The organism is Caulobacter sp. FV1ye13L, from assembly GCF_058681155.1.
Genome location: NZ_CM178732.1, coordinates 185,732 through 202,078, shown reverse-complemented (window position 1 = coordinate 202,078; position 16,347 = coordinate 185,732). Strand labels below are relative to the sequence as shown.

Sequence of the window (16,347 nt, the reverse complement as noted above, 5' to 3'; positions counted from 1 at the left end):
GGGCTGGTTGCATGGAAGCGGGACGGCGGAGATAAGGCTGTGTCGCCCTTGTCACCTGTTGAAACCTGAACATGACCTTCCGTCTTCGTCCGCCCCTGCTGATCGCTGCGGCTTTGGTCGTCGCCCTGCCCTTGGCGGGCTGCGCCTATAATGCCGATCTGGGCCGTGATCAGCTGCTGATCGTCAACGACTCGGGCCTGGCCGCCCAGGGCGAGAAGGCCTGGGCCCAGACCCTGCGCACCGGCAACATCTCCAGCGACGCGCGCAAGAACGCGCGGGTGCGGGCGGTGGGCCAGCGCGTGGTGACGGCGGCGGGGCTCAACAACCGGCCGTGGGACTATGCCGTTCTGATCGACGAGGCGCCCAATGCCTTTGTGCTGCCCGGCGGCCATGTCGGGGTGACCGTGGGCCTCCTCGACATGGTCGACAACGACGACCAGCTGGCCGCCGTGATCGGCCACGAGGCGGGCCATGTGGTCGCCCAGCATGCTGCCGAGCGCTACTCCCAGACCATGACCACCAAGCTTTTGCTGGGCGTGGCCGGCGCGGCGGCCGGCAGCTCGACCGACCTTGGCCGGGGCCTGGGCTCCTATGGCGGTGATGCGACCAAGTACCTGTTCCTGCTGCCGTTCTCGCGCAAGCATGAGCTGGAGGCCGACCGCCTGGGCGTCGATTACATGCAGCGCGCGGGCTACAGGCCGGGCGAGGCCGTCACTCTGTGGCGCAAGATGCAGGCCCTGTCTCAGACGAGCGGCGGCGGCTCCGGCTCGCTCGAGATCGCCTCGACCCACCCTTCGGACGCGTCGCGCATCGCCGCGCTCCAGGCCTATATCTCCAGCAAGGGCTGGTGACGCGCCTCCGGGCCGGGCGACCGGCGCCGTAAGCAGGCGCTTATCCGCCGGGTCGTAAGCGCCCGGTCAATGGCCTTGGCGGCTGCCGCGCCGTTCCTGATCTCCGTCGCAACAGACGGAGGTTCCCATGCGCAGTCTCTATATCGCCATTCCCTTGCTGACCTTGGCCCTGGCCCAGCCGGCGCTGGCCCAGCCGAGGCTCGGCGAGGTGATCGGGCCGGACCGGGCCCGCGCCCAGGCCAGTCTGGCCGCCCAGGGCTACCGGCTCACCGAGTTTGAAGCCGAGCACGGGCGGCTGGAGATCAAGGCCGTCAAGGGCGAGGCCCGACTGGAAATCCTGGCCGAGGAGAAGACCGGCAAGGTGCTCAAGGTCGAGGCCCGCAAGGGGCGGGGAGATCGCCAATGAGCGGCGCGGTCCCCGCACCGCGCCGCTGGGACCCCCTGGTGCGGATCACGCACTGGGGGATCGCGGCGGCCGTGGTCATCAATCGCCTGGTGACCGAGGGCGGGTCGCAGGTCCACGTCTGGATCGGCCTGGCCCTGGCCGCCCTGCTGGCCCTGCGTCTGGGGTGGGGCTTTGTCGGTCCCGTCGAGGCGCGGTTCACGTCCTTCCCGCCCAGTCCGCTCCGGGCGGTCGCGCATGTGCGCGACATCCTGGCCGGGCGTCATGTCTCCCACCGCTCGCACAATCCGCTGGGCGCCCTGATGGCCTATGCGCTGTGGGCCAGTCTGGCGGTGGTCATCGGCAGCGGGATCGCCATGACCGGCTTTCCGCCGAAGGTTCAGGCCGAGGGCTGGGAGCGTCCGGCAGCCGCATCGACCGTCCTTATGGATGAGGACGAGGAAGCGAGCGAGGGCGGCGAAGGCGAGAAAGGCGGCGGGATCGCCGAGGAGGTCCACGAGATCGCGGCCAACCTGCTGCTGGCCTTGGCGGCGCTGCATCTGCTCGGCGTGGCGTTCGAGACGCGCCGCAGCGGTCGTCAGATCGTGCTGGCGATGATAGGCGGGAAGGGCAAGACCAAGGAGCCTTGATGGCCCACAATCCCACCAAGTCCCGCATAGCCTTGGGAGACCGCCTGGCCCCGGCGGTCTCCTTCGTCGTCGCCGTACAGGCGGTGGCGGCCGTGTTCTTCATCGGCGACGCCCTGGCCGATATCCGCAACGCCGGACCCAGCCCGCATATCGTGATCGAGGCGATCATCGCCCTGGCCCTGCTGGCCGGGGTGGTGGTCGGGGCTCTGCAGGTACGGCGGATGTGGACGGAAGGCCGACGCCGGCAGGCCGCCCTGGCGGTGGCGGCCGGCGCGCTCAGCGAGGTCGCCGCCCAGAAGTTCCGCGACTGGCGCCTGACCCCGGCCGAGGCCGATGTGGCGGTGTTCGCGCTCAAGGGGTTCGACGTGGCCGAGATCGCGGTTCTGCGCGGCTCGGCCGCCGGCACCGTGCGGGCGCAACTGGCGCGCGTCTATGAGAAGGCCGGGGTCAATTCGCGCTCGGCCCTGGCCATCCTGTTTCTGGAAGATCTGATGACCACGCCGGTAATGTCGCCTGAGGCGACCTAAACATCATCCTGGGGTCTTGTGTGGCAATGTGGCCACACCTAAATCCTCCTTGGGAGGCGTTGTGCTTGATCAAGGCGACGCACCCCGATCCGCCTAAGAAGGGGACACCATGAACATCGATCTGTATTCCGACCGCGCCAAACAGGCCGTCCAGTCCGCCCAGAGTCTGGCCCTGGCCAGGGGGCATCAGCAGTTCGCGCCCGAGCACCTCCTGAAGGTCTTGCTCGAGGAGAAGGACGGCCTCAGCCGCGCCCTGATCCAGAGCGCCGGCGGCCGACCCGAGGCCGTGGACGCCGCCACCGAGGCCTTGCTGGCCAAGACCGCCCGCGTCGACGGGGCCGGCGGCCAGCTCTACATGAAGCCCGACACCGCCCGGGTGTTCGCCGAGGCCGAGAAGGGCGCGAAAGCGGCCGGCGACGCCTTTGTCACCACCGAGCGCCTGCTGATCGCCATCGCCAAGGAAGGCGCGGACGCCGCCAAGGTTCTGAAGGACGCCGGGGCCACGCCCAAGGCGCTGGAAGACGCCGCAAACGCCATCCGCAAGGGCCGCACCGCTGACAGCGCCAATGCCGAGGAAGGCTATGAGGCGCTCAAGCGCTATGCCCGCGACCTGACCCAAGCGGCCCGCGACGGCAAGATCGACCCGGTGATCGGCCGCGACGAGGAGATCCGCCGCACGATCCAGGTGCTGAGCCGCCGCACCAAGAACAACCCCGTCCTGATCGGCGAGCCCGGCGTCGGCAAGACCGCCATTGTCGAGGGCCTGGCCCAGCGCATCGTCAATGGCGACGTGCCCGAAAGCCTGAAAGACAAGAAGCTCTATTCGCTGGACATGGGCAGCCTGATCGCCGGCGCGAAATATCGCGGTGAATTTGAAGAGCGGCTGAAGGCGGTTCTGGGTGAGGTGACGGCCGCCGAGGGCTCGATCATCCTGTTCATCGACGAAATGCATACCCTGGTCGGGGCCGGCAAGAGCGAGGGGGCGATGGACGCCTCCAACCTTCTGAAGCCCGCTCTGGCGCGCGGCGAGCTGCACTGCGTCGGGGCCACCACGCTCGAAGAGTACCGCAAGCATGTCGAAAAGGACGCGGCCCTGGCCCGCCGGTTCCAGCCGGTCTTTGTCAGCGAGCCGACGGTGGAAGACACCGTCTCGATCCTGCGCGGCCTGAAGGAGAAGTACGAGGTCCACCACGGGGTGCGCATCTCGGACTCGGCCATCGTCGCGGCCGCCACGCTCAGCAACCGCTACATCGCCGACCGCTTCCTGCCCGACAAGGCCATCGACCTGATCGACGAGGCCTCCAGCCGCGTGCGGATGGCGATCGACTCCAAGCCTGAAGAACTCGACGAGATCGACCGCCGCCTGGTGCAGCTGAAGATCGAGCGCGAGGCGCTGTCCAAGGAGACCGACGCGGCTTCGCGCCAGCGCCTGGAAAACCTCGAGACGGAAATCGACGATCTGCAGTTCCGCAGCGACGAGATGACCGCTCGCTGGAAGGCTGAGAAGGACAAGGTCGGCGGCGCCGCGCAAGCGCGTGAAGCCCTTGACCGTCTGCGCGCCGATCTGGCGACGGCCCAGCGCGCCGGCGACTTCGCCCGCGCCGGCCAGATCCAGTATGGCGAGATCCCGGCCCTGGAAGCCCGTCTGGCGGCGGCCGAGTCCGTCGATGGCGCGGCCCAGAAGTCGCTGACCCCCGAGGTCGTCGACGCCGAGCAGATCGCCGCCGTGGTCAGCCGCTGGACCGGGGTTCCGGTCGAGAAGATGCTGGAGGGCGAGCGCGAAAAGCTGCTGCAGATGGAGGTCGCGCTGCGGGCCCGCGTGGTCGGTCAGGACGAGGCCCTGGAAGCCGTCTCCGACGCGGTGCGCCGCGCGCGGGCCGGCCTGCAGGACCCGTCGCGTCCGATCGGCTCGTTCCTGTTCCTGGGCCCGACGGGCGTGGGCAAGACCGAGCTGACCAAGGCCCTGGCCGAGTTCATGTTCGCCGACGAGCACGCCATCACCCGGATGGACATGAGCGAGTACATGGAAAAGCACTCGGTCAGCCGTCTGATTGGGGCCCCTCCCGGCTATGTCGGCTATGACGAGGGCGGCGCCCTGACCGAGGCCGTGCGTCGGCGTCCGTATCAGGTGGTGCTGTTCGACGAGGTCGAGAAGGCTCACCCGGACGTCTTCAACGTGCTGCTGCAGGTGCTGGACGATGGTCGCCTGACCGACGGCCAGGGCCGCACGGTCGACTTCCGCAACACGCTGATCATCATGACCAGCAACCTCGGCTCCGAATTCCTGGCCAACCAGGAAGACGGCGAAGATGTGGACGCGGTGCGCCCGCAGGTGATGAACGTGGTGCGCGGCCACTTCCGGCCTGAGTTCCTGAACCGGATCGACGAGATCATCCTGTTCAAGCGGCTGGGCCGGGCCAACATGGCCGACATCGTCCGCATCCAGCTGCAACGTGTCGAGAAGCTGCTGGCCGACCGCCGCATGACCCTGGCCATCGACGCCGAGGCGCTGCTGTGGCTGGGCGAGAAGGGTTACGACCCGGTCTATGGCGCGCGCCCCTTGAAGCGCGTGATCCAGAAAGAGCTGGTCGACCCTATCGCCCGGCGCTTGTTGGCCGGCGAACTGGAAGACGGCGGCGTGATCTCCGTCGGCGTCCTGGACGGGGTGCTGGCGGTGGGCAAGGCGACGTTGCAGTAGGTTTGCATCCGGGCGCTCCGTCCAGGAGCGCCCGCTTCCCTCGGCCATTCGACTCCAGAGACCATTGGTCTATGGTTTGGCCACGCGCCATTGGCAGGCCCTGGGGGGGGAAGCATGACCGCCTATTCGACGACCGAGACGCCGCTGCCCCGGCGTCCCGATTTTCCGCACCGCCATCCTTGGGACGCCTGGTTCTTTCCGGCCTGCGTGGCGATCTTTTGGGTCGGGATCATCATGGGCTTTGGCAGCGACGTTCTGCGGCGCGCCCAGGCTGGCCCGCTGTCCTTCCCGCTGGTCATTCACGTCCATGCGGTCGCCTATACGGGCTGGCTGGTTCTGCTGACCACCCAGCTCACCCTGATCCGCAAGGGACGAGCGGACCTGCATCGCAAGCTGGGCCTGTCGAGCCTGATCCTGTTCGGCGCCATGCTCGTTTTGGGGCCGATGGCGGCGTTTACGACCCAGGTGGCGCGCTTTGGCGGGCCCAATGAGGACACCGCCTTTCTCGCGATCCAGCTTGGCGGACTGGTCAGTTTCGCGGGCCTGATCGTGGCGGCCTTCCTGGCGCGCAACAACAGCTCCTTGCACAAGCGCCTGATCCTGCTGGGCACCCTGGCCATCGTCGACGCCGGCTTCGCCCGCTGGGTGGGCCCCTATTGGGGGCCGTTGCTGGGGCCGTTGCTGCGCTCGCCGTTCTGGACGGACTATCTGATCAACTATGGTTCGACCCTGGCCCTGATGCTGGCGATCGGCGGCTATGACCTGATCACGCGCGGTCGGGTGCTCGTTGGTTATGTGGTCGGACTGGTCTGGGCCATGAGCTGGCACCTGTTGATCGTAACGGCCTATTTCAACCCCGGCTGGGGCGCTTTCACCCATGGCCTGATCGGCGCCATGGCGCGATAGCCACGCGGACGCCAGCGGCCCCGGGCTCCGGGCCGCCTGTGTGCTCAGGCGCGCTGGGCGCTGGGCGGGTCGCCGATCAACAGAGCGCAAGCGGCCTCGGCGGCGGCGGGATCGCGCAGGGCGATGGTCTCCGCCAGCGCCCTGTGCAGCGCCACGTCCCGCATCTGGTCCGCCTGCGACTGCTTTTCCATCTGCCAGATCCAGTAGCGCGTCGCGGTGTTTTGCAGGGCGATCACGAAGCGGGCCAGGGTCGCATTGTGCGTGGCGAAGGCCACCGCGCGGTGAAAGCTGTGATCCATCGCCAGCATGGCGCGGAAGTCGCCGCTGGCGATGGCGGCCTCGGCCTGATCGAAGGCGCCGGTAATGGCCGGCAGATCCTGCGGGCGATGATTGCGGGCCGCCAGGGCCGCCGTGCGTCCCTCCAGCATCCGCCGCACTTCAAAGGCCTGCTCGATCTCGGTGATGTCCATCGGCGCGACGACGGTGCCGACGCGGGGGCGGCGGACAACCAGCCCTTCGATCGCCAGGCGACCCAGGGCGTCGCGGACCCCCGACACGCCGCCGGCATAGCGCGTCGCCAGCACCTTTTCCTCGAGCACCTGCATGGGCTGCAGCTGGCCCAGAATGATATCCATCAGGATAAGCTCGTAGAGCCGCGCCTTCTGGAGGCCGGGAGCCCAGTCGCCATAGGGCTCAACGCTGTTGAGCGGACCCTTCATGACCGCTTCCGGCTAAAACGCTGCATGGTCGAGCTCCTGGGGCGTCGGTGGCGGAGCCGATTGCGGTTCGCCGCCGAAATAACGCGATAAAACAAAAACCTGCAGCAAAAGACATGAGCCGATCATCACGACCCTTGCTCTAGAGCCAAAAGCTTTCGAGGTCATTCGCGTGACCTCTAACATGTTAGAGTTTCCAAAAAGGATGCGTGCTTGAAGCCTGCGGGGCGGCGGCTCTAGGTCTGCGGCATGTCGCCAGAGACCCATCCTCCGATCTGTTCTGTGCTCCAGGGTTTCCGCAACGCCCTGACGGTCGCCGAGGGCTTTGCCGGGGCGACGGCGCCCAACCCGCCTGTCGGCTGTGTCGTGCTGGACGCCGAGGGCGAGCTGCTGGCCGCCGCCGCGCATCAGCAGGCCGGCGGCCCCCACGCTGAAGCCGCCGCCCTGGCCGCCTGCCGGGAGGCCGGGACCTTCGAGCGTGTCCATACGCTGCTGGTCACGCTTGAGCCCTGCAATCATCACGGCCGCACGCCGCCGTGCGTCGAGGCGATCCTGGCGAGCCCGGCCCAGGCCATCTGGATCGCCGCAGGCGATCCCAATCCTGCGGTCGCGGGCGGAGGCGCCGCGCGGCTTGCCGCCGCAGGACGCCAGGTCTTTGATCTGCAGGCCCAGAACGATCCGCAGGCCGCCGCCCTGGCCCGCCGGGCCCAGCGCCTGATCGCTCCTTTTGCCACCTGGTCCAACCGCAGACGGCCCTGGCTGACCCTGAAGCAGGCCCTGACCCGGGACGGCGGCATGATCCCGCCCCCGGGCGCCAAGACCTTTACGTCCGGGGCGTCCCTGACCCTGGCCCACGGGCTTCGCCGCCGGGCCGACGCCATCGTCACCGGATCGGGGACCATCCTGGCCGACCAGCCGGAGTTCACGACCCGGCGGGTGGTTGATCCGCGTCGGAGTCCGCGACGCCTGGCCATTCTGGACCGTCGCCGCCGGACGCCCGCCGACTACATGCAGGCCGCTCGGGCGCGCGGCCTCGAGCCCAGCCTGCACGATGACATCCCGGCCTTGCTGGCGGATCTCGCCGCCTCGGGCGCGCTGGAGGCCTTGGTCGAGTGCGGCCCGGTCCTGCTGGCGGCGTTTCTCGAGGCCGGCTTGTGGGACGAGCACGTCGTGATCCGCCAGGCCGCTGAAGCCGGGCAGGCCGACCAGGTCGATATTCTGACCCGCATCCCATTCCGGGTCTGAAGGAGCGCTGATGTTTTCCGGAATTATCGAACAGGTCGGCAGGATCGAGGCCATCGCGCCGGAGGGGGACGGGGCATTGCGCCTGACCCTCGGCACAGGCTTTCCCGATCTGGAGCTGGGCGAAAGCGTCGCCGTCAACGGCGTCTGCCTGACCGTGGTGCGCCATGACGCGCAAGGCCTGGCCGATTTCTTCGTCAGCCCCGAAACCCTGGCCCGCACCAATCTGGGGCGCGCGACGGCGGGGGGCGCCGTGAATCTCGAGCGCGCCGTGACCCTGGCCACCCGTCTTTCGGGGCATCTGGTTCAGGGCCATGTCGACGGCGAGGCCCATCTGGTCGAGGTGATCGATGATGGCGGATCATGGCGCATAGGCCTGAGCCTGCCTGCCGCCCTGCACCGCTTCTGCGTCGAGAAGGGCTCGATCGCCCTGAACGGCGTCAGCCTGACTCTCAACAGCGTCTCGCCCTGCGAAGCTGGCGGCCGTTTCCTGATCGGCCTGACCCTGATCCCCCACACCTGGGCTCACACCAACCTGAAGTCCGCCGCGATCAACGACCCGATCAATGTCGAGGTCGACGTGCTGGCCAAATATGTGGAGCAGCTATGTCACGCCTATCTGAAGCCCTCGAACGCCTGAAGACCGGCGGCATGATCGTCCTGGTCGATGACGAGGATCGCGAGAACGAGGGCGATCTGGTCATGGCCGCCCAGTTTGCCGACGCAGCGGCGATCGCCTTCATGGCGCGCCGGGCCAGCGGGCTGATCTGCCTGACCCTGGCAGCCGAGGCCGTCGATCGGCTGGGCCTGCCGCCGATGGTTTCCGACAATCGCACCAGCCGCCAGACCGCCTTCACCGTCTCGATCGAGGCCGCTCAGGGGGTCGATACGGGCATTTCAGCCTTTGACCGGGCGCTGACCATCGCAGCGGCCGTGGCCCCGGACGCCAAGGCGGCGGACCTGGTCTCTCCAGGCCACATCTTTCCGCTGCGGGCCCGTCCGGGCGGGGTGCTGGTGCGGGCCGGTCACACCGAAGCCTCGGTGGATCTGATGACATTGGCCGGGCTGCGGCCCGCCGGCGTGATCTGCGAGATCATGAAGGACGACGGCACCATGGCCCGGATGCCGGATCTCGAGGTCTTCTGCCGCGAGCATGACATCCCGCTGCTGACCATCGCCGAGCTGGTGGCCCATCGCAAGGCGACCGAGCTGCTGGTCGACGAGGTGGCCAGCGCCCGCCTGCCGTCCGAACATGGCGGCGCTCCCTTCGAGGTTCGCGCCTTCCGCAGCCGGATTGACGGCGTCGAGCATCTGGCGATGGTCCGCGGCGCGCTGACCGGCACGCCGCTGGTGCGGGTTCATTCCGAGTGCCTGACCGGCGACGCCCTGGGTTCGCAGCGCTGCGACTGCGGCGCCCAGCTGCAGGAAAGCCTCAGGCAGATCGGCGAAAGCGGCAACGGCGTTCTGCTTTATCTGCGCGGCCACGAGGGGCGGGGTCTGGGCCTGGCCAACAAGATCAGCGCCTATGCGCTGCAGGACCAGGGCCTCGATACGGTTCAGGCCAACCACGCCCTGGGCTTCCCCGCCGATCAGCGCGACTATGGCGTCGCCGCCCAGATGCTCAGGGCGCTGGGCGTCGAGCGGGTCAACCTGCTCAGCAACAATCCCCGCAAGGCGGCGGGCCTGCGCGCCAACGGTGTGGCGGTGAGCCGGGAACTGCCGCTGGCCATTCCCGCCAACCCGCACAACGCCGCCTATCTCGACACCAAACGCGAAAAGCTCGGCCACAGCCTGGCCCGCGCCTCCTGATCAGCAAAGAGCGTCCCATGACCACCACCCCCTCCGCGCCGCGCATTGCGATCGTCGTCAGCAGCTTCAACCCCGAGGTCACCGATGGCCTCCTCAAGGGCGCGCTGGACCTGCTGAAGGCGCGCGGCGCCCCTGTCGCCGCCCGGGATATCATCCACGCCCCCGGCGCATTCGAGCTGCCCCTGATCGCCCAGACCCTGGCGCGTTCGGAACTCTATGAGGGCGTGGTCTGTCTGGGTTGCGTGATCAAGGGCGACACGGCGCACTTCGAGTTCATCAGCCTGGCCACCAGCCTGGGTCTGATGACCGCCGGACTGTCGACCGAGACCCCGATCACCTTTGGGGTGCTCACCACCTACACCGACGAGCAGGCGTTGGTGCGCAGCCGCGACGACGCCGAGAACAAGGGGCGTGAAGCCGCCCAGGCCTGCTTTTCCACCCTTCAGACGCTCAAGCAGATTCGGTCGCAGGCCTGGGGCGAGTAGGGCTGCCCACCGCTGCCGGCAAGCTGGCTGAGGGCAAGTTCGTGTCCGCGATGGTGCTGTCCCAAGTCCTCGTGCCGGCGCGGATCGCTTTGCGCCGGCGACCTGTGACGGGTGGCGGGCGCGGGCAGCCCCCGTGGACCCGAAGCGGGCTCGCCGTCGGGCTCTGTCGCCAGAATGGCTTGTCGGACGCCTCGCAGGGCGGCAACTTGCCGCCTTCGCGTTTCCGGAGTCGCCATGCGCCTGCCCCTCGTTATCGTCGCCGGTCTGTTGCTGGCCACACCGACCCTGGCGGCGGAGGTTCCGGCGCCGTCGAACGACCAGCCCCTGCTGCGGGTGATCGCCGCTGATGTCGACGCCAAGGCGCTGGAAAGCACCATCCGCTCGCTGGTGGGTTTCGGCACCCGCCACACCCTGTCGGACACCAAATCTGACACCCGCGGTATCGGCGCTGCGCGCCGCTGGGTGAAGACGCGCTTTGAGACCATCAGCAAGGATTGCGGCGGCTGCCTGACGATCCAGACCCCCTCCGAAGTGGTCACCGGCCGCCGCGTGCCCCAGCCGACCGAGGTCATGAACGTCCTGGCCATCCAGAAGGGGGCCACCGACCCTGACCGGGTGATCATCATCGCCGGCCATCTGGACAGCCGGGTCAGCGACGTCATGGACTTCACCAGCGACGCCCCCGGCGCCAATGACGACGCCTCCGGCGTGGCGGCGGTGATCGAGGCGGCGCGCATCCTGTCGAAACACAGGTTCCCCGCCACCCTGGTGTTTGCCGCCCTGTCGGGCGAGGAGCAGGGGCTCTATGGCGGGAAAATTCTCGCCAACTACGCCCGCGCCAATGGCTGGAAGGTCGAGGCCGACCTCAACAACGACATCGTCGGCAACAGTCGCGGCCAGAGCGGCGTGATGAACAACACCCAGGTGCGGGTGTTCTCGGAAGGCACCAAGGCTGTCGAGACCCCCGAGCAGGCCAACAGCCGCCGCTACAATGGCGGCGAGGTCGACAGCCCGTCGCGCAATCTGGCCCGTTATCTGGATGGCCTGGCCGACCGCTATCTGAACAACTTCGATGTGGTGATGGTCTATCGCACCGACCGCTATGGCCGGGGCGGCGATCAGGTGCCGCTGCTCGAAGCCGGCTATCCGGCCGTGCGAGTGACCGAGGCCGCCGAGAACTATGACCGCCAGCACCAGAACCTGCGCAACGAGAACGGCCGGCCCTATGGCGACGTGATCGAGGGCGTGGACTTCGCCTATCTGGCCCAGGTGACGCGCCTGAACACCGTGGCCATGGCCAGCCTCGCCTCGGCGCCGGCTCCGCCTTCGGGCGTCAAGATCGAGGGCGCCGTCAGTCCCGACACCAGGGTTTCGTGGACCGCCACACCGGGCGCCGCCGGTCACCGCGTCTGGTGGCGCGGCACCACCGAGCCGCAGTGGGTCCTGAACCGTTGGGCCGCCGGACCGGCGACGAGCGCCGTCCTCAAGGACGTGGTCATCGACGATTTCTTCTTCGGCGTCTCGGCGATCAGCCCCGAGGGCTGGGAAAGCCCGGTGGTGTTCCCGGGCGCGGCGGGCAGCTTCGAGAGTCCGCCGCCGCCGGTCGTGGCCGCTCCGGCCTCCAAATAGCCGCCCTCCGGATCGCGGTAAGAGCGAGTTGTGGGGTTATGCGATCAGGTCCGGATCATTCCGCTTCAGCCACGCCGCCGCGTAGGAGCAGATCGGGACGATCTTCAGATCCTCGGTCCGCGCGACCTGCGCCACCTGGGCCATCAGGCGCCCGGCCGCGCCCTGGCCGCGCAGGGCCGGATCGCTCTCGACATGGGGGATGACCAGGCGCCCGGGCTCGCGGCGATAGTCGGCGATCGATAGCAGGCCGCCGGTCTCCAGCTCAAAGCGGCCAAGGTCGGGATTGTCGCGGAAGGTGTCGGTCATGACGGGTTCCTCAGACCAGTTCGATGGCCATGGCCGTGGCTTCGCCCCCGCCAATGCACAGGGAGGCCATGCCCTTCTTGCCGCCGCGCGCCTGAAGGGCCGAGATCAGGGTGCACAGGATGCGGGCGCCTGACGCGCCGATCGGATGGCCCAGGGCGCAGGCCCCGCCGTTGACGTTCAGCTTGTCGGGCGAGAAACCCAGCTCCTGCTGGGCGATCATGGCGACCACGGCGAAGGCCTCATTGACCTCCCACAGGTCGATATCGGAAACCTCCCAGCCGGCTTTCTTCAGCGCCTTGCGCATCGCGGGGACCGGGGCGGTGGTGAACAGGCCGGGCTCATGGGCGTGGGCGGCGTGAGCAGCCACGCGGGCGACAACCTTCAGGCCCAGACGGTCGGCGACGCTCTGGCGGGTCATGACCAGGGCGGCCGCGCCGTCGCTGATCGAGCTGGAATTGGCCGCCGTGATGCCGCCGTCGCGGCTGAAGGCCGGACGCAGGGTGGGGATCTTGGCCGGATCAGCCTTCAGCGGCTGCTCATCCTGGGCCACGACCTCGGTTCCCTTGCGGGTGGTGACGGTGACGGGGGTGATCTCGGCCTCGAAGGCGCCGTTCTGGATAGCGGCCTTGGCCTTCATCAGGCCCCGGGTGGCGTAGTCGTCCATGGCCTCGCGGCTGAACTGGTAGGTCGCGGCCGAGTCCTCGGCGAAGGCGCCCATCAGCTTGCCGGGGGTGTAGGCGTCCTCCAGGCCGTCGAGATACATCGAATCCCACATCTGGTCGTGGCCGATACGGGCGCCCGCGCGGTGCTTGCTCAGCAGATAGGGGGCGCCGGTCATGCTCTCCATGCCGCCGGCCACGATCAGGTCGACGCTGCCGGCGGCCAGGGCGTCATGGGCTATGATCGCCGCCTGCATGCCGCTGCCGCACATCTTGTTGACCGTGGTGGCCTCGACCGACAGCGGCAGGCCCGCGCCGACCGCCGCCTGGCGGGCCGGGGCCTGGCCGAGACCGGCCGGCAGCACGCAGCCCATGATGATCTGCTCGACCAGATCGCCCGAGACGCCGGCCCGCGCGATGGCCGCCTTCACCGCCGTCGCGCCCAGCTCCGTCGCCTTGACCCCGCCCAGCGCACCCTGAAAGCCGCCCATCGGCGTGCGGGCGAAAGAAACGATGACGACAGGATCGAGGGAGGCGGACATGGACGGTCTCCGGATTTGTGGAATTCGGGGTGGAATAAACCCTGACTGCGCAGACCCGCGCAAGCGGTTTGCGGAAAGGGGAGGCGATCACGACCATGCAAGGATCGGCTATCGCCTCCCAAGGCGCAACCGAGAGAGTCAGTTGTAATTAAAAACTAATACCGTTCATCCTCAAACGCAACGCTCTCTTGCATTCCCCGGCGGAACACCGCACCTTCGCCCGATGGGCCGCACCGCCGACTATACCAATGAACGCTGCAGCATCGCCGCCACCCTTGAGGTCGTGGGCGATCCGTGGACCTTGTTGATCCTGCGCGACGCCTTCGCCGGCGTGAAGCGTTTCGAGCAATGGCAGGAACGCCTGGGCGTCGCTCGCAACGTCCTGGCCTCGCGGCTCAAGACCCTTGTCGCGCACGGAGTGATGGAGGCCCAGCGCTATTCGGAGCGTCCGCCGCGCCAGGAATATGTGCTGACCGCCAAGGGGCTGGACCTCAGCCCGGTGCTGCTGACCATGGCCGAGTGGGGCGACCAGCACGTCTATGGCATTGGAAAAGGTCCGGTGCATTTCGTGCACAAGACCTGCGGCCATGACTTCCATCCGCGACTGGCCTGCGAGGCTTGCGGCGAGGTGATCGACCGCCGCGACCTGCGCAGGGTGGTCCATGAGACCTCGCGGACCGTAGGCGAAGCCCTCGAAGCGGTGAAGGTCGCCGCCGAATAGTCAGGCCGGGGCGCGGGACACTGTGCCGCAGCTGACCTTGAACTCAAGCTTACCGAATTTTTAGGGCTTGCCCTTCACCGTGCGCGGAAGCCCGGGGGCAGGCATAGATGGCGATCATCAAGATAATCGCGAGGGTCTTCGCGATCCGACGAGACCGTCCGGAACTTCTGGTCGCCCAGGCGACAGCGTTTTCGCGCCAGGCGCCGATGATGTACCTGGTTGTTCTGGTCAATGCGATTGCGCTTGCCTTCACCCACTTCCAGTCCGCGCCACGCGTTCTGACCATCGGCGGCCCTCTGGCCCTGATCCTGGCCTGCAGCTGGCGGATGCTGGGCTGGTGGCGGCTGCGAAAGAGCGGCATGGACGTCGCGCGGGCGGCGAAGATGCTGGGCGGGACCGTGGCGGCCTCGGCCGTGCTGGCGATCGCCTTCACCGGCTGGTCGCTGTCGCTTTACGCTTATGGCGACGCCTATCAGCAGAGCCATGTGGCCTTCTACATGGCCATCACCGTGATCGCCTGCATCTTCTGCCTGATGCACCTGCGGGCCGCAGCCCTGACAGTCACCCTGTGCGTGCTGGGCCCCATGACCCTGTTTTTCGGCCTGACTGGCAATCCGGTGTTTGAGGCCATCTCGATCAATGTGGTGGTGGTGGCCGCCGTGATGATCGTGATCCTGCTGATCCACTACCGGGAATTCTCCGACCTGGTGGAATCGCGCACCGCCCTGATCGAAAAGGCCGCCCAGGCCCAGTTGCTGAGCGACGAGAACGATCGCCTGGCCAATCTGGACAGCCTGACGGGCCTGCCCAATCGCCGCCGGTTCTTTACCGAGCTGGAAGCTCATGTGGCCCGCGCCCGGCGTCATGACCGCAGTCTGTTGGTCGGGGTCGTCGATCTGGATGGCTTCAAGCTGGTCAACGACGCCTTTGGCCACGCTACGGGTGACCGCCTGCTGACCGAGGTTGGACGACGGCTGCAGGCCTTCGGATCGCCGCCGTTGTTTGCGGCCCGTCTGGGCGGCGACGAATTTGGTCTGATCATTGACGCGCACCTGTCGCCGGCCGCGATCAAGACCCTGGGCCGGGATCTTTGCGAGCTGCTGCGCACCCCCTATCGCCTGCCGGGCGTCACCGCCCAGGTGGGTGGGTCCGTCGGGTTCTGTCCGTTCCCGGGCGGGGGCCAGACGGGCGAGCAGCTGTTTGAGCGCGCCGACTACGCCCTCTATCACGCCAAGCAGAACCTGAAGGGTTCGGCCGTGGTGTTCGACGAGCGCCACGAGGCCGACATCCGCGAACTGGGCCAGGTCGAGCAGGCCCTGCGCCGCGCCGACCTGGACGCGGAGATGCATATCCACTTCCAGCCCATCGTCGACACCAGCGCCAAGCGGACCATCGCTTTCGAGGCCCTGGCGCGGTGGTCAAGCCCCGAGCTGGGCGAGGTGCCGCCGACCGTGTTCATCAACGCCGCAGAGCGTTCGGGCCAGATCGTCGAGATCACCCGCGTGCTGGTCGCCAAGGCCCTGCGCGCGGTGCGCAGCTGGCCGATGGACATGCGGGTTTCGATCAACCTGTCGGCCCGCGACATCGCCTCGATGGAGACCGTCAGCCGCATCGTCGACATCGTTCTGGAAAGCCAGGTCGCGCCGCACCGCATCGATTTCGAGATCACCGAGACGGCCATCGTCTGCGACTTCGACCAGGCCCGCGCCGCCCTGATGACCTTCCATGGCCTGGGCGTCCGCACGGCGCTGGACGATTTCGGCACCGGCCATTCCAGCCTCAGCCATGTGCGCCTGCTGCCGCTGGACAAGCTGAAGATCGACTCCAGCTTCATCGCCGACATCGACCATCACGCGGCCAGCGAAGACATCGTCAAGACCGTGCTGCAGCTGTGTCGCAACCTGCGGATCGACTGCATCGTCGAAGGCGTCGAGACCCAGGAGCAGCTGGACAAGGTGGTGTCGCTGGGCGGGGTCGTCATGCAGGGCTATCACTTCGCCCGGCCAATGCCGGCCGCCAGCGTCGCGACCTACCTTGCCGAAGAGGCCGCCATCGCGATCGCCCGCAACGGCCTGCGGCCCAGCGCGGCCCAGCGCGCCGCGCGGATCTGGTTCGACGAGGACGGCCTGCAGGGCCTGGGTTAGGCGCCGGCCTCTTTCACCGCAATTTGCCCCTGAATAGGGGAAGAGGCGCGCCCCGGGCTTGGGGGGGAGGAGCGCGCCTC

16 protein-coding genes are annotated in these 16,347 nt (G+C 67.9%); 13 read left to right on the top strand and 3 right to left on the bottom strand.

What is annotated here, in order from left to right; genetic code table 11:
• Positions 1-71 precede the first annotated feature (71 nt).
• The 6 genes from ACW176_RS00875 (at position 72) to ACW176_RS00850 (ending at position 6,014) form a co-directional block, all read left to right on the top strand.
• Positions 72-851: a M48 family metallopeptidase gene (locus tag ACW176_RS00875; RefSeq protein WP_492110527.1), complete on the top strand. Its 780-nt coding sequence runs from the start codon at positions 72-74 to the stop codon at positions 849-851.
• Between the two features lie 127 nt (positions 852-978).
• Positions 979-1,257 (top strand): PepSY domain-containing protein, encoded by a 279-nt coding sequence (locus ACW176_RS00870; protein ID WP_492110526.1) that lies wholly within the window; start codon positions 979-981, stop codon positions 1,255-1,257.
• Positions 1,254-1,883 carry a cytochrome b/b6 domain-containing protein gene (locus tag ACW176_RS00865; protein ID WP_492110525.1) on the top strand — a complete coding sequence of 210 codons (630 nt, stop codon included), beginning with the start codon at positions 1,254-1,256 and terminating at the stop codon, positions 1,881-1,883. The genes ACW176_RS00870 and ACW176_RS00865 overlap by 4 nt, the downstream gene beginning before the upstream one ends.
• Positions 1,883-2,410: a helix-turn-helix transcriptional regulator gene (locus tag ACW176_RS00860; protein WP_492110524.1), complete on the top strand. Its 528-nt coding sequence runs from the start codon at positions 1,883-1,885 to the stop codon at positions 2,408-2,410. Before ACW176_RS00865 ends, ACW176_RS00860 begins: the two co-directional genes overlap by 1 nt.
• Before the next feature lie 109 nt (positions 2,411-2,519).
• Positions 2,520-5,108: an ATP-dependent chaperone ClpB gene (gene clpB, locus ACW176_RS00855; RefSeq protein ID WP_492058064.1), complete on the top strand. Its 2,589-nt coding sequence runs from the start codon at positions 2,520-2,522 to the stop codon at positions 5,106-5,108.
• Positions 5,109-5,222: 114 nt separating this feature from the next.
• The gene (locus tag ACW176_RS00850; RefSeq protein WP_492110523.1) at positions 5,223-6,014 is read left to right on the top strand and encodes a hypothetical protein; all 792 of its coding nucleotides are present in this window, start codon (positions 5,223-5,225) and stop codon (positions 6,012-6,014) included.
• Positions 6,015-6,058: 44 nt separating this feature from the next.
• On the opposite strand, the gene ACW176_RS00845 is transcribed toward ACW176_RS00850, so the two are convergent.
• Positions 6,059-6,733: a GntR family transcriptional regulator gene (locus ACW176_RS00845; protein WP_419318174.1), complete on the bottom strand. Its 675-nt coding sequence runs from the start codon at positions 6,731-6,733 to the stop codon at positions 6,059-6,061.
• A gap of 246 nt (positions 6,734-6,979) precedes the next feature.
• Here ACW176_RS00845 and ribD point away from each other — a divergent pair, with 246 nt between their 5' ends.
• From ribD to ACW176_RS00820, 5 genes are all read left to right on the top strand, one after another.
• Positions 6,980-7,975, top strand: coding sequence for a bifunctional diaminohydroxyphosphoribosylaminopyrimidine deaminase/5-amino-6-(5-phosphoribosylamino)uracil reductase RibD (gene ribD, locus ACW176_RS00840; RefSeq protein WP_492110522.1), 996 nt, complete (start codon positions 6,980-6,982; stop codon positions 7,973-7,975).
• 10 nt (positions 7,976-7,985) lie between these two features.
• Positions 7,986-8,612, top strand: a complete 627-nt coding sequence (locus ACW176_RS00835; protein WP_492110521.1) for a riboflavin synthase — start codon at positions 7,986-7,988, stop codon at positions 8,610-8,612.
• Positions 8,579-9,781, top strand: a complete 1,203-nt coding sequence (gene ribB, locus ACW176_RS00830) for a 3,4-dihydroxy-2-butanone-4-phosphate synthase (protein ID WP_492110520.1) — start codon at positions 8,579-8,581, stop codon at positions 9,779-9,781. Before ACW176_RS00835 ends, ribB begins: the two co-directional genes overlap by 34 nt.
• 17 nt (positions 9,782-9,798) lie before the next feature.
• A complete protein-coding gene (gene ribH, locus ACW176_RS00825) occupies positions 9,799-10,266 on the top strand; it encodes a 6,7-dimethyl-8-ribityllumazine synthase (protein ID WP_492110519.1) in 468 nt (155 codons plus the stop codon).
• A 234-nt stretch (positions 10,267-10,500) separates the two neighbouring features.
• Positions 10,501-11,895: a M20/M25/M40 family metallo-hydrolase gene (locus ACW176_RS00820; protein WP_492110518.1), complete on the top strand. Its 1,395-nt coding sequence runs from the start codon at positions 10,501-10,503 to the stop codon at positions 11,893-11,895.
• A gap of 36 nt (positions 11,896-11,931) precedes the next feature.
• Here ACW176_RS00820 and ACW176_RS00815 read toward each other — a convergent pair whose 3' ends face one another.
• A complete protein-coding gene (locus tag ACW176_RS00815; protein WP_419318158.1) occupies positions 11,932-12,201 on the bottom strand; it encodes a GNAT family N-acetyltransferase in 270 nt (89 codons plus the stop codon).
• 10 nt (positions 12,202-12,211) lie between these two features.
• On the bottom strand, positions 12,212-13,402 hold the full coding sequence (locus ACW176_RS00810; protein ID WP_492110517.1) for an acetyl-CoA C-acyltransferase: 1,191 nt from the start codon (positions 13,400-13,402) through the stop codon (positions 12,212-12,214).
• A 223-nt stretch (positions 13,403-13,625) separates the two neighbouring features.
• On the opposite strand from ACW176_RS00810, the gene ACW176_RS00805 reads away from it, so the two are divergent.
• Together ACW176_RS00805 and ACW176_RS00800 are read left to right on the top strand one after the other, a co-directional pair.
• A complete protein-coding gene (locus ACW176_RS00805; protein WP_492110516.1) occupies positions 13,626-14,123 on the top strand; it encodes a winged helix-turn-helix transcriptional regulator in 498 nt (165 codons plus the stop codon).
• Positions 14,124-14,230: 107 nt separating this feature from the next.
• Positions 14,231-16,267, top strand: a complete 2,037-nt coding sequence (locus ACW176_RS00800) for a putative bifunctional diguanylate cyclase/phosphodiesterase (RefSeq protein ID WP_492110515.1) — start codon at positions 14,231-14,233, stop codon at positions 16,265-16,267.
• Positions 16,268-16,347 lie beyond the last annotated feature (80 nt).